The 12,540-nt window shown below is 55.4% G+C and carries 12 protein-coding genes; 2 read left to right on the top strand and 10 right to left on the bottom strand.

The window, feature by feature from the left end:
• The first annotated feature begins 3 nt into the window (after positions 1 to 3).
• Positions 4 to 198, top strand: coding sequence for a hypothetical protein (locus BN874_RS05800; RefSeq protein ID WP_034431456.1), 195 nt, complete (start codon positions 4 to 6; stop codon positions 196 to 198).
• Positions 199 to 451: 253 nt separating this feature from the next.
• Here the strand turns inward: BN874_RS05800 and purD are convergent, their stop codons facing one another.
• The 7 genes from purD to BN874_RS05835 form a co-directional block, all read right to left on the bottom strand.
• Positions 452 to 1,750, bottom strand: a complete 1,299-nt coding sequence (gene purD, locus BN874_RS05805) for a phosphoribosylamine--glycine ligase (RefSeq protein ID WP_034431457.1) — start codon at positions 1,748 to 1,750, stop codon at positions 452 to 454.
• Positions 1,747 to 2,391 (bottom strand): DUF3226 domain-containing protein, encoded by a 645-nt coding sequence (locus BN874_RS05810; protein ID WP_051497473.1) that lies wholly within the window; start codon positions 2,389 to 2,391, stop codon positions 1,747 to 1,749. Before BN874_RS05810 ends, purD begins: the two co-directional genes overlap by 4 nt.
• A complete protein-coding gene (locus BN874_RS05815) occupies positions 2,392 to 3,531 on the bottom strand; it encodes an AAA family ATPase (protein WP_034431458.1) in 1,140 nt (379 codons plus the stop codon).
• A 10-nt stretch (positions 3,532 to 3,541) separates the two neighbouring features.
• Positions 3,542 to 5,122, bottom strand: a complete 1,581-nt coding sequence (gene purH, locus BN874_RS05820; protein ID WP_034431459.1) for a bifunctional phosphoribosylaminoimidazolecarboxamide formyltransferase/IMP cyclohydrolase — start codon at positions 5,120 to 5,122, stop codon at positions 3,542 to 3,544.
• 71 nt (positions 5,123 to 5,193) lie between these two features.
• The gene (locus tag BN874_RS05825; protein WP_051497474.1) at positions 5,194 to 5,856 is read right to left on the bottom strand and encodes a carbonic anhydrase; all 663 of its coding nucleotides are present in this window, start codon (positions 5,854 to 5,856) and stop codon (positions 5,194 to 5,196) included.
• Between the two features lie 120 nt (positions 5,857 to 5,976).
• Positions 5,977 to 6,594: a PAQR family membrane homeostasis protein TrhA gene (gene trhA / locus BN874_RS05830; RefSeq protein WP_034431460.1), complete on the bottom strand. Its 618-nt coding sequence runs from the start codon at positions 6,592 to 6,594 to the stop codon at positions 5,977 to 5,979.
• 62 nt (positions 6,595 to 6,656) lie between these two features.
• A complete protein-coding gene (locus BN874_RS05835; protein ID WP_034431461.1) occupies positions 6,657 to 7,631 on the bottom strand; it encodes an SPFH domain-containing protein in 975 nt (324 codons plus the stop codon).
• 213 nt (positions 7,632 to 7,844) lie between these two features.
• On the opposite strand from BN874_RS05835, the gene BN874_RS05840 reads away from it, so the two are divergent.
• Complete coding sequence (locus tag BN874_RS05840) at positions 7,845 to 8,336, top strand: DUF2505 domain-containing protein (protein WP_034431462.1); 492 nt, start codon at positions 7,845 to 7,847, stop codon at positions 8,334 to 8,336.
• 55 nt (positions 8,337 to 8,391) lie between these two features.
• Here the strand turns inward: BN874_RS05840 and cysK are convergent, their stop codons facing one another.
• The 3 genes from cysK to BN874_RS05855 form a co-directional block, all read right to left on the bottom strand.
• On the bottom strand, positions 8,392 to 9,309 hold the full coding sequence (gene cysK, locus BN874_RS05845) for a cysteine synthase A (RefSeq protein ID WP_034431463.1): 918 nt from the start codon (positions 9,307 to 9,309) through the stop codon (positions 8,392 to 8,394).
• A gap of 135 nt (positions 9,310 to 9,444) precedes the next feature.
• Positions 9,445 to 10,662 (bottom strand): TerD family protein, encoded by a 1,218-nt coding sequence (locus BN874_RS05850; protein WP_051497475.1) that lies wholly within the window; start codon positions 10,660 to 10,662, stop codon positions 9,445 to 9,447.
• Between the two features lie 449 nt (positions 10,663 to 11,111).
• Entirely contained in the window at positions 11,112 to 12,176 is a 1,065-nt protein-coding gene (locus BN874_RS05855; RefSeq protein WP_034431464.1) for an AI-2E family transporter, read from the bottom strand.
• Positions 12,177 to 12,540: the final 364 nt, after the last annotated feature.

The raw sequence follows: 12,540 nt of genomic DNA on the forward strand, positions 1-12,540 counted from the left end.
TTGATGCGCTTTGGCTCAGTCGAGCGCAAATTCCGTGCGGCAGCCGCGATCCACCCAGACACCGCGCCGGTCGCCAGCGCTGCCGCGAACCGCAATCTTGCCGCCGCTGTCAGCGTCAGCTATCCCCAGGGCGATTTCCGCAGCCCGCTCACCTTTTCCAACCGTTGCACCAACCATGACATTCTATGCCATGAGTGATTTCCTGCTTCACCGAGGCCGGTTTCACGACGGTCTTGCGACCGCCGCCAGCGCCTTCCTCTCCACAGGCGTCACTTCCCGTCCAACTGACGGTAGCCAGCGCCACACGCTGGAGATTCAAAGCCGCGTTCACGTCGCGGTCGTGTTCCGCGCCACAGTGGGCGCAGGTTCATTCACGGACGGACAGCAGCATGGACTCGCAATAACCGCCACAGGCCGAACAGGTCTTGCCGCTCGGAGTCGATGCAACGGTTTATTCCCGCAGCTCCCGTGCGATGGCCCGATAGCCGATGTCGGTGCGGTAATAAGCCCCCTCCCAGCGCACCCGTTTGACCAGGTTGTAAGCGCGACTTTGCGCTTCGGCGACCGTGGTTCCCAAAGCGGTAGCACACATGACCCGCCCACCATGGGTAACGACATCGCCATTCTTTGTCCTCAGGGTGCCGGCATGGAACAGCTTCACCTCATCGCCCAATACCTCATCGGATGCGGATCCTACTTCGATGACATCGCCCTGGCGGTAGCGGCCTGGATAACCAGCGGCGGTCATCACCACTCCCAGTGCCGGTCGCGGATCCCAATCCACCTCAACTGCATCCAACCGCCCGTCCAGCGCCGCCTCACACAATTCCACCAGATCGGAGCGCAATCGCATGATCAGTGGCTGAGTTTCGGGATCGCCCAGCCGGCAGTTGTATTCCAGCACTTTAGGACCGTCAGCGGTAATCATCACTCCGGCGTAAAGGAACCCGATATAACGGCAGCCTTCCGCCGCCATGCCGCGAACCGTCGGCTCGATGATCTCAGTCATAATCCGCACATGCAGTGCTGGCGTCACCACCGGCGCAGGGGAATAGGCGCCCATACCGCCAGTGTTGGGCCCCTGATCGCCGTTATCGCGAGCCTTGTGATCTTGCGAGGATGCGAAGGGCAGAATGTGGGCGCCGTCGGTCATGACGATGAAGCTGGCTTCCTCGCCATGCAAAAATTCTTCGATGACGACTTGCCGCCCCGCCGCCCCGAAATCCGCGCCGCTCAACATGCCGCGCACAGCGGCAATCGCTTCATCTGCGCTTTGCGCCAGAATGACGCCCTTGCCCGCCGCCAAACCATCGGCCTTGACCACGATTGGTGCGCCCGTTTCGCGGATGTAGGCTTCCGCCACATCGGCATCAGTGAAGCTCTGATAGCGAGCGGTCGGAATGTGGTGGCGGGCCAGAAAATCCTTGGCGAACGCCTTGGAGCCTTCCAGTTGCGCCGCTGCCTGGCTCGGCCCAAAACAGCGCAGACCGGCAGCGGCGAACAAATCAGTAATCCCCAGCACCAGCGGCACTTCCGGGCCGATGATCGTCAAGTCCACATGATGACCTTGGGCGAATTTGAGCAAATCCGGTGGATCATCCGCAGTGATGGCGATGTTAGTGACCTTGGCTTCACGGGCAGTCCCGGCATTGCCCGGCGCGACGTAGACGTTCTGAATTCGGCTGGATTGAGCCACTTTCCAGGCCAGCGCGTGTTCACGGCCACCGCCGCCGACGATTAAAATATTCATGGATTAAATAGCCTCGTTAGCCAGTCAATAAAAGCATTGGCGGTTTGCGTGTCAGGCCGCAAGGCTTGAGCGGTTACCGCTTGGCCTAATGGCTTTCCCGGTTCGTCTTGCCATGCCAAGTAGGTGTGAATCACCGCTTTGCTGAAATGTACCTCTTTGAATGAGGCCACTTGCTGAATTTGTGCGTTGGCGACACAATTCTTAGCTGTTTCTATTCCATTCGATGGCACTAATTCAAGCAGGAAATCTTCGAGCATCCCCGGATTTTTATTATCAGGCATTAGCCAGATGCCTAGTCTGGGCCGATCTTTCTGCTTGGGAAAAATAACGCCATCAGCAATGGGATTTTCAGGAAAAGGATATGCTTTTAATTCAGGCTTATTTTTAATCTGTTGCCAACGCACCGTAACATCCGGTAAGTCGGCATCAACGACAACACCAATAATTTCCGGTTTATCGGCTTGAAGAATGAGTGCGTTCAACCGCCTCAAAGCTTCAACATAACCTCCGCATTGATAAATTCCGAAATTTTCCGGCACATGGCAAGTTTTACATAAGGCCATAACAACATGGCAATCATTAATCCCTTCGACCAGCAAAACCTGTTTGCCTTCATGTTTGCAAGGATTTTCCCTCTCCACTCAACGCACCTCGACATCCATATCCAAAGCGTCGGAAAGAGTTTCAAGAGAATAAGCAGTGGACTTTGCGCCATTTTCCGAGTCTGCATCCAAACGATGAAAACTGCCTAAAGATTCATTCTGTTCCCAGGCTTGCTTAAATCCCAGTATGCAATCTCGACTGTGGGTAGTGGCAAATACTTGAACATTCAATCTTTCCGCCAACTTAAAGACGGCATCCCACACCTTTGGCAGCACCGACCAGTGTAATCCATTCTCGAATTCATCGACCAGAAGAGTACCATCCTTGGCATTGGCAAGCGCGAGTATCAGATGAAAAAGGCGAATCATGCCATCGCCCATGCTTTTAAGTGGAAAGCGTTCGGGAGATTGTTCTAACCTTACAATAGGAATTCTGGATTTAGAGCCAACTTGCTCACCACCTACTAATACGACCCCTTTTATATTCTGGTTTATTAGCCTAAGGCCCTCTATTACTTCATCATGAAGATCAGTCAAGTTAATATTGTCCCATAAAAAAGATGCGCGGGATTCTTCCATACCACCAGCAGGAATAAATTGAATATTTCTTCTGATTGAAATTGGATAGGATAAGAAACGACTAATACCAATTCCTGTCGGAGATTGTTTACTTAAATCATTCAGCAAATCATCCAGTGGCACTAACCGACTTAACTCCCCCTTTCTCATTTCAAAAGCTATTTTGTTCACAAGATTGATGTCGATTTCATTTTGTGATAGCTCTTGGTCAAAATACTCACCTTGAGAAGAAATTATTTTCTTATAAAATTGGGTCTTTACATGCAAGCGAGATTGAGTGTTATTTGATAAGCCTATTTGTATTTCTTCACCACCCACATTAGGTAAGTGATAGCCATAAAATAGATATCTAAAGGGGTTTTCATATTCATGGAAGCTTTGTCCGTCGCCTTGAAGCTCAAATTCCCATAGCTCATTACGCTGGGAGATCAACTCCAACAAGATACGCGGTGAAGCATCACTTAGGTAGATGCGAACGGCTTCCAAAAAACAACTCTTCCCTGAGTTGTTCTTGCCAACAATCAAATTTACTCGACTCAGTTGTTCGATCTCAAGCTTTTTGAAAAGCCGGAAGTTGTGGACAAACAATGAATCGAGCATAGCTTTTTCTTTAGTGCCGGAAATGGCGCATGCCGGTGAACACCATGGTCATGCCGTGTTCGTCAGCGGCGGCGATGACTTCGCTATCACGCATGGAGCCGCCCGGTTGAATGACGGCCATGACGCCATATTCGGCGGCAATGTCCACGCCGTCGCGGAATGGGAAAAAAGCGTCGGAAGCCATAACCGAACCTTTCAAGTCCAGCTTTTCGTCAGCAGCCTTGATCGCGGCGATGCGCGCCGAATAAACCCGGCTCATTTGTCCCGCACCGATGCCAAGGGTCATGCCGTCGCGGCCAAACACAATCGCATTCGATTTGACGAACTTCACCACCTGCCACATAAACAGCAAATCAGCCAGTTCCGCCTCGCTCGGCTGGCGCTGGGTGACGATCTTCAAATCGGAGCGCGCCACCTGGCCCAGATCGCGATCCTGCACCAGCAAGCCGCCGGTCACCCGCTTGTAATCCCAGCCGGCAATCCGCTCGGCACCCCATTGACCGCAGGCCAGCACCCGCACGTTTTGCTTACTGGCGGTCACGGCTAAAGCATCGGGCATCACTTCTGGGGCGATGATCACCTCGACGAACTGTCGGTCTACAATCGCCTTGGCGGTTGCGGCGTTCAATGGCCGGTTAAAAGCGATGATGCCGCCGAAAGCCGAAGTCGGGTCAGTTTGATAAGCGCGGTTGTACGCTTCCAGAATCGTGGTGCCGACCGCCACGCCGCAGGGATTTGCGTGTTTCACAATGACGCAGGCCGGCGTCGCAAAACCCTTGACGCATTCCAGCGCGGCGTCAGTGTCGGCGACGTTGTTATAGGACAGTTCCTTGCCCTGTAACTGGCGGGCGGTGGCGATGCAGGCTTCCGCTGGTTTCGGTTCGACGTAGAACGCTGCGCCCTGATGTGGATTCTCGCCGTAGCGCATATCCTGGACCTTGCGGAACTGGGCGCTGTAGGAACGGGGAAACGGATCGCGCTCGCCTTCAGCGCGGATCGAACCGAGATAGTTGGCAATCGCGCCGTCGTACTGAGCGGTATGCTCGAATACCTTGATCGCCAGATCGAAGCGGGTAGCCTGACACACCGCGCCATTGCCCGCACGCATTTCGGCCAGTACCCGGTCATAGTCGCCCGCGTCAGTCACTACTGTGACCGCTGCGTGATTCTTGGCCGCTGCGCGCAGCATCGCCGGTCCGCCGATGTCGATATTTTCAATCGCGTCGGCCAGTGCGCAATTCGGCTTGGCGATGGTGGCCGCGAACGGATAGAGATTCACTGCCAGCAGGTCAATTGGTGGAATGTCGTGCGCGACCATGGCCGTATCATCCTCGCCGCGCCGCCCGAGCAGGCCACCGTGAATCCGGGGATGCAGGGTTTTGAGCCTCCCGTCCATCATTTCGGGGAAGCCAGTGTAATCAGCGACTTCGATCACGGAGATGCCGTTGGCGCTTAACAGGTTGGCGGTGCCGCCGGTGGACAGAATTTCGACGCCCAGATCAGCCAGGGCGCGGGCAAAATCCACGATGCCGGTTTTGTCGGAAACGCTGAGCAGAGCGCGGCGAATGGGAATAGCGGAGATCGAATTCATGCAAGAGTCCGTGGATCGGGTAGAGGAAGTGGCAAGAAGTGCAAACGCAATAGCAACCGTTTGGAGGATGCTCAGGTACCCGCTGGCGCAGGGCCAAAATAGAGATCATAGAATCGGTCTTTTTCAGGGTCGTACTGCAACAGCTCGCCGTTTTCGAGATCGTAATACCAGCCGTACACGTTCAGTTCACCGGCATCCACCCGCTGGCGAACGAACGGGAAGGTCAGCAGATTTCTGAGCGAGACTCGAACCCCGGCCCGCTCGCAGGCCCGCTGTTTGAACTCGCGGCTGGCGTCCGGCCAGCGTTCCAGCACTTCGTTGCGAGCTTCCGCCGCGATCCGTACCCAGGGCGCGATGTAGCCTTCGCCTTCGTCGTTTTCGCCATAGCCGTCCAGCAGTGCGCTGATGCCGCCGCAGTGGGAATGACCGAGAATGACGACGCTATGCACTTTCAGATTGCAGACCGCGAATTCCAGAGCGGCGCTGGTGCCGTGATAGCGCCCACCGGTCTCGAACGGCGGCACCAGGTTAGCGACGTTGCGCACCACAAAGATTTCGCCCGGATCGGAATCGGTGAGGATGGCCGGGTCTACGCGGGAATCGCTGCATCCAATCAGCAGGGTGCGCGGCGTTTGCCCCTGCATCGCCAGCCGGTTGAACAGTTCCCGGTTCGGCTCGAAACTTTTGACGCGAAAGCGTTGAAAACCTTGCAGTAATTTTCGGATTTCGGGCATGGTGTAAACCTCGGTGCTTTGGATTGACACGCCATTATATAAGGAACCGGCGCGCCTGCTCGATCCGTTGTTGATCTGGATTTAATCCAGGCTGTGAACTCTAACCCCTTGATTTGTTAATCAAGCTACATAAAAAATTATAGTCAGATAATGACTAATGCTACCGGCTAATACGAACAGATGCCAGATGCCATGAAAATGCTGGACTCTGGTATCCAGCGCATAAAAAACCAAGCCGCCGGTGTAAAAAATTCCTCCTAAAAGAAGTCCGATAAAGCCACCTATTGGTAAGGCTTGTAGCAACGGTTTGAGTGCTATCAGAATCAGCCAACCCATCAGGATATAAACCACAATTGACCAGATACGACTTCTTTTTTGGGGTAAGGACTCCAGTACAATACCGACAATCACCAGTCCCCAGATAATACCAAAAATCGTCCACCCCCAAGCGCCGCGCAGAGTGACTAAGGTAAACGGGGTATAGGTACCAGCGATCAGAAAGTAAATAGACAGGTGGTCCAGCTTACGGAAAATCCGCTTCGCCTTACCCCGAAAACTGTGATAAAGCGTCGAGAAGGTATAAAGTAAAAACAGGCTGGATCCATAGATACTGAAGCTCACTATTTTCCATGGATCGCCCTGCCGCACAGCCACCACTACGATAATCACCAGACCAATCAGTGCCGCCACCGCACCAATAAGATGGCTGATACTGTTAAAAAGCTCGCCTTTATACATTCGCACCACGCTGGAATAGGGCTGAGATTAACGGTTTGAATCGGCAATAATCAGGGTGTCTATTATTGAGCTTTATCCACTATTGGCGCTATTACTGCCGGTAATGATGGATTGAGGTTGAGAAAAGGCAAAGCACCATGCTCACCCAGCACTGTCAACGGCAATACTCCATTCCAGCGATCCGCCGTCACCAATTCTACGATCCGGGGATGTGTCGCAACCGCTTCACCCCGTGCATGCAGACTGGTCGCCTGGGCCTCGCCGATCAGCCGCACAGCGTCGGCCTCGCCTTGGGCACGAGTGACCGCCGCCCGCTTCTGCCCTTCCGCCTGAATCGCCGCTGCATCAGCTTCACCTTGGGCGCGCACCCGCACCTGCTCCGCCTCGAAGCGAATGCGGTTCACCGTATTCTCCGCCGCCACCGCATCGTTCTTGGCCTTCACTGCCGCTTCTACGCTGGCGGCAAAGGTCGGGCTGTATTCGATTTTGGCAATTTGCAGGTCTACGACCTCCAGGCTGAACAATTCCGCCAGCCGGGTGCTGACCGACTGGCGGATTTCATTGGCGATAACCTCGCGTTCCTCGGAAATCTTGATGGTGTTGCGGCGGGCGAATACCCGCATGGCTCGGTCGGCGATGATTGGCTCCACGTTCTCACGGACGCTGAAGTTGCCCGACCGCCCGACCTGGTAGAGCAGGCGGAACACCGCTGCCGGGGGAATGCGGTAGGTCATTCCGACCGAGATTTTCACCCACTGATTATCCACGGTGTACATGGTCAAATTCTGTACTTGCAGGATGTCGAGCGAAACCTGCAAGTGGTCCACCTGGTCAATCAGCGGCAGCTTTAAATGCAGGCCCGGCCCAAACGGTTCATGGGTCGTCACCTCGCCGAAGCGGCGCACTCCGGCCATTTCGGTAGGTTCAACCACAAACAGGCTGAGCCAGAGCAACAGCCCGGCTAGAATGATTACAAAGAACAGCGGCTTCTTCAGCCAAGTAGGCGCTTGAGGGCGCGGCAAAGTCAGCATGGGCATGGTGCTATTCTCTCTAAGGTAATTATTCTCAAAATCCGGGTCCATATCGAGTCCGGCGGCCTGAGCCGCAGAGTTGGCGGGATCGATACTACCTTGATCAACTATGGTGTATAGAGTGCTAAAACGTGCCAGCGTACCCATAAGACTATCGGTAGCATCCCCCGCCAGAAAGCCATGACGCAGCCACTGTCAGCGGATAACCAGGAGAAACAAATGAAAATTAAAGTATTGCATCAGTATGCTCAAGCCGTGGAGACCGTTTTCGGACTGTTTCACGATCCCGCATTCATGAAGGCCAAGTATGCCGGCATCGGTGCTCGCAACATTGAAGTGCTGGAGTGCGCCGGGAGCGAGGGTCGCTACACTGTCAAGGTCAAGCGGGAAGTGCCCGCTGATGTGCCGTCGCTGCTGAAGAAGTTCCTCAGTCCCTGGAACACCCTGGTCCAGAGCGAAACCTGGGAGGGCAAAGCCGGCGGTCCCTATCGCTGCAAGCTGTCCATCGAGATTGCAGCGGTGCCGGTCAGCATTGGCGGAATCATGGAGTTGCGATCCGAAGGCGCGGGTTGCGTCAACGATGTGCAACTGGAGATCAAATGCGGGATTCCGCTGATCGGCGGCAAGCTGGCCGATTTCGTGGGCGGTGACGCCGGGAAGGCGACTCAGGCGGAATACGAGTTCATCCGTGCCCATTTGGCTGGGGCTTGATGCAGTAAAGGCGGATTAGGCGCCGCTGCCATAATCCGCCGCCAGAGCCAGTCGCTCAGTCGAACAGTCCCGCTACCGATAAATAGCGTTCGCCGGTATCGTAGCAGAAGGTCAGGATCCGGCTGCCATCAGGAATTTCCGGTAGTTTCTGAGCCACTGCCGCCAGCGAGGCACCGGAGGAAATGCCGATAAAAATGCCTTCTTCCCTGACGCAGCGCGCCGCAAACTGGAACGCATCTCCATGAGCGACTTGCACGATACCGTCAAGAATGTCCATATTGAGTACTGCTGGCACAAAGCCGGCGCCGATACCCTGCAATGGATGCGGACCGCGCTGACCGCCGCTTAATACGGGTGAGGCCGCAGGTTCGACTGCAAATACCTTCAAATTCGGGAACTGTGCTTTCATCACCTCGGCGCAACCGGTGATGTGCCCGCCGGTGCCCACGCCAGTAATCAGGTAGTCGAGACCCTCGGGAAAATCGGCGAGAATTTCCTGGGCGGTCGTGCTGCGATGGATTTGAACATTGGCGGGATTTTCGAACTGCTGCGGCATCCACGCGCTCGGCATTTCCTGTAACAGTTCTTGGGCTTTTTCAATGGCGCCCGGCATTCCCTTTTCCTTCGGCGTTAACACCAGTTCTGCCCCCAACGCTGCCAGATAGCGCCGCCGTTCCAGCGACATGGATTCCGGCATGGTCAGGATTAGCCGGTAGCCCTTGACCGCCGCCACCATCGCCAACCCAATGCCGGTATTACCGGAGGTGGGTTCGATGATGACTGCACCCGGTTTGAGTACACCACGACGTTCGGCATCTTCGATCATCGCCAGCCCGATGCGATCCTTGATGCTGCCGCCGGGATTCGCCCGCTCCAGTTTCATCCAGACCTCGACCTGACGATCCGCGAATAAGCGGCTGATGCGGACGTGGGGAGTGTTGCCAATCGTTTCCAGAATCGTGTTCGCTTTCATTGCACAACCTCTTGAATGTCGCGGGGGAGTCAAAGCTTAGAGGGTTAACCCACGGAACAATATCAAAAGTTTTTATGAGCGAAGCATAATAATTTTGCAGTTATAAATAACGAAAAACTATAACTCTTAGCGCGGCTATCCCCGACATTCAATCTTCAGCACGAAATCGCGAGCCTCGGCGGCAATATCGGTCGCAGCGCGAATGCCACCCGATAAGCGGCTGCGATAGTCCACCCCGACCGCGTCCAGAAACCCCCGCGCCAGCGCCGCCTTGATGGCGAAATTCACGTTCTGCGGCACATCACCGGTCATCTCGTGAACCCGCACCGCGTTCAGCTTGGAACTGACCACGCCCACCACTGCGCCATCGCCATCCAGCAACGGCCCGCCGCTGTTGCCGGACTGGATCGGGGCGGTGAATTGCAGGGCGCGGGTATCATCGCCGGGACCGATCAGCGAACTGACATTGCCGGTGGTCACTTGCGGCCCCGAACCGAGCAGGCCGCCCAGCGGATAACCGACCACGATCACCGTTTCGCCCAGTCGTGCCTGCGGCCCGTCGCGGAACAGGGCGATGCCCGGCGGCGGCGTATCGGTCCGCAACAACACCAGATCGTTGGTGGGATCAGCAAATATCGGTTCCAATCGGCAGCGATGACGCGGCGAGCGACCCAGAATCTCGCTGGCGCCTTCGATCACATGATGATTGGTCAGCACATAGCCGTCAGGATGAACGCAAAAGCCGGTGCCACTGAATGAGGCGGGCCCCGACCGTTCCGGATCACGGCGGGATTCCGAACCGCCGGCAGCGGGACGTTCTGGCGTCGGTTCTGGCAGGCGCAAGCCGAAGTGCGCCGCCAGTGCCGGCAACCCGGCTGAGAATCCCTGTCCAACCGCCCGGAATTTCCATTGCCCCTGATAGTGGTACAACTCCGCCAGAATCATCGCGGTCTCGCCCCGGGTGGCCGGCGGCAGCGAAAATCGGAGCAACGGCTGGCCCGCTGCATCCGCCAGCCAAGCGTCAATGGTGGTGAACCCGCCGAAAGTGGTTCCCCGTGGCGACCCCGGCTTGACCGCCAGCACCACCGCGATGCGAGCCACCGTTTCGGGCACCGCGTCCAGATTCACCTGAAATTCGCTACGGGACACGGTGAACTCCACCGATCCATCGCGGGAGCGCGGCTGTTCGGCGCTGACTTGATCGCCGGGATCGCGGATGCGGCCATCAGCGGCCAGCAGCACCGCACCTGCTCGGATCATGGCGCTGAATTCATCCAGCGGCTCACCCGTGACTGTAATCACCACCTGACTGCCAGTGATCGGGCGATTCTGTCCTGGCTGAAGTTCCTGCATGGCCGGTTTACTCCGCGAAAAGGTTGGTCCTGTAAATTTTCCCGTGATGGCGAGGGTTAGCAGCGTCAGGCTAGGGCGTTGACTGAATTCAACTAATTGATCTAAATAGGTTATGTTCATTTTACCTGCCTGCCCCACAGTCCCGATCACAGGAAAATTTACAGGAGGAAATTTACAGGAGGAAAGAAATTGCCAATTGGCCTGCAAAACCTGCACGAAATGCGTACCTTTCCAAGGTCTCGCTATTTTCCGGCTTGAGCAACCGGAAAGATGTCACCCTCGATTCGCGCACCGCGACCCTGTGCGGTTATGCCCGTCAGGAACTCACTTACTGCGCTTGCCGAGTACCTGGATCGGGGGAACGGGGCTGAGGAGTCATCACCCATTCCTCTACCGTTGGATAAGTGTCCGTTGTGGCAGAGGAGTGGACCTTTCGGCATTGATGCCCGCTATTCAGTCACCGCCAGCGCCGGACGTGGCCATGCCTTTAAGATGGATTGCACCACGGTCGCTAATGGGATGGCGAAAAAAATCCCCCAGAATCCCCACAGGCCGCCGAACACCAGCACCGCTGCGATAATGGCAATCGGGTGCAGGTCCACCACCTCGGAAAACAGCAGCGGCACCAGAATATTGCCGTCAAGCATCTGGACAAAGAGATACAAGCCCATCAACCACAGGAACTCCGAACCCGATCCCCACTGAAAAAATGCCACCAGCGCCACCGGCACCGTCACCACCACTGCACCAATATAAGGCACGATGACAGACAGACCAACCATCAGAGCCAGCAGCATAGCGAACTGAAGACCCATCGCCACAAACACCACAAAGGTCGCTACCCAGACCACCAGAATTTCCAGAAATTTGCCGCGTACATAGTTGCCCATCTGCCGATCTACCTCGCGCCAGACCTGCTGCGCCAAACTATGGTCGTGGGGCAGGAACCCGCGTAGCCAGCCCAGGATCAAATTCTTGTCCTTCAAAAAGAAGAACACCAGTAACGGTACCAGCACCAAGTACACAATGATGGTGATAAAGCCGATGCCAGCCGCCAGCGACCAGGACAACGCTTTCTGGCCCCAGGTAGCAATTTCGGCTTTTAGCGCATTGATCACTTCAAGAATTTGCGCCTCAGTGATGAATTCCGGGTAGATCGCCGGCAGACTCAGCAGCAGGTTTTGGCCCTTGACCAGCATGTTAGGAAATTGCTGCACCAACTGAGTCAACTGCAGTGAAGCCATCGGCAACAACCCCAGCAGCAGGAACAGCACAAACGTAATGAACAGCATGAATACCACGATCACCGCGAGCAGGTGCGGCAACCGCGCCCGGTGCTGCAACAACTGAACGATACCTTCCAGCAGGTAGGCGATGACCATGCTCGCTAATACGGGCGCCAGATCGCGTCCCATGAACAAGATCACGCTGGCGCCCAGCACCAGTACGATAGTCAGGATGACCGCTTGGGGATCGTTAAAGAGTCGCTGGAACCAGTCACTAATGATTTTCATATTAACCTTGGCGCATTGTTAATCCGTAGGCTGCGCCGCACGATGTTAACAACAAAGCCGCCCTTCCAACCACCGCCCACGTCCGAACCGCTGCCGCTACCCGTGGTCTATCCGCAGCTTGGATCTATGTTCTTTGCTCTCGGTGAGACCGGTGCGTTTTGGCAGGGATCTGAAGAATTTTTTGGTTCACCCCGACGATAGTGGAATCACCGAACTGCTTTTGCTGTCATTTCTAGTACGCCGCACTAAAACAGTGCGAACAAGGTGATTTTAACTGCGGCCTGCATCCCTAAACTAGCGTTTGATAGCGGGTCTAATGGTGATTCAGAGCTTGTTCATGCCACTGAAATATAAGTAAACGCTT

The organism is Candidatus Contendobacter odensis Run_B_J11, assembly GCF_000531125.1.
Classification (GTDB): domain Bacteria; phylum Pseudomonadota; class Gammaproteobacteria; order Competibacterales; family Competibacteraceae; genus Contendibacter; species Contendibacter odensensis.

Excerpts from the sequence above, each read along its gene's own strand:
- BN874_RS05800 (WP_034431456.1), top strand. The coding sequence starts at position 4 with ATGCGCTTTGGCTCAGTCGAGCGCAAATTCCGTGCGGCAGCCGCGATC.
- purD (WP_034431457.1), bottom strand. The coding sequence starts at position 1,750 with ATGAATATTTTAATCGTCGGCGGCGGTGGCCGTGAACACGCGCTGGCC.
- BN874_RS05815 (WP_034431458.1), bottom strand. The coding sequence starts at position 3,531 with ATGCTCGATTCATTGTTTGTCCACAACTTCCGGCTTTTCAAAAAGCTT.
- purH (WP_034431459.1), bottom strand. The coding sequence starts at position 5,122 with ATGAATTCGATCTCCGCTATTCCCATTCGCCGCGCTCTGCTCAGCGTT.
- BN874_RS05825 (WP_051497474.1), bottom strand. The coding sequence starts at position 5,856 with ATGCCCGAAATCCGAAAATTACTGCAAGGTTTTCAACGCTTTCGCGTC.
- trhA (WP_034431460.1), bottom strand. The coding sequence starts at position 6,594 with ATGTATAAAGGCGAGCTTTTTAACAGTATCAGCCATCTTATTGGTGCG.
- BN874_RS05835 (WP_034431461.1), bottom strand. The coding sequence starts at position 7,631 with ATGCCCATGCTGACTTTGCCGCGCCCTCAAGCGCCTACTTGGCTGAAG.
- BN874_RS05840 (WP_034431462.1), top strand. The coding sequence starts at position 7,845 with ATGAAAATTAAAGTATTGCATCAGTATGCTCAAGCCGTGGAGACCGTT.
- cysK (WP_034431463.1), bottom strand. The coding sequence starts at position 9,309 with ATGAAAGCGAACACGATTCTGGAAACGATTGGCAACACTCCCCACGTC.
- BN874_RS05850 (WP_051497475.1), bottom strand. The coding sequence starts at position 10,662 with ATGCAGGAACTTCAGCCAGGACAGAATCGCCCGATCACTGGCAGTCAG.
- BN874_RS05855 (WP_034431464.1), bottom strand. The coding sequence starts at position 12,176 with ATGAAAATCATTAGTGACTGGTTCCAGCGACTCTTTAACGATCCCCAA.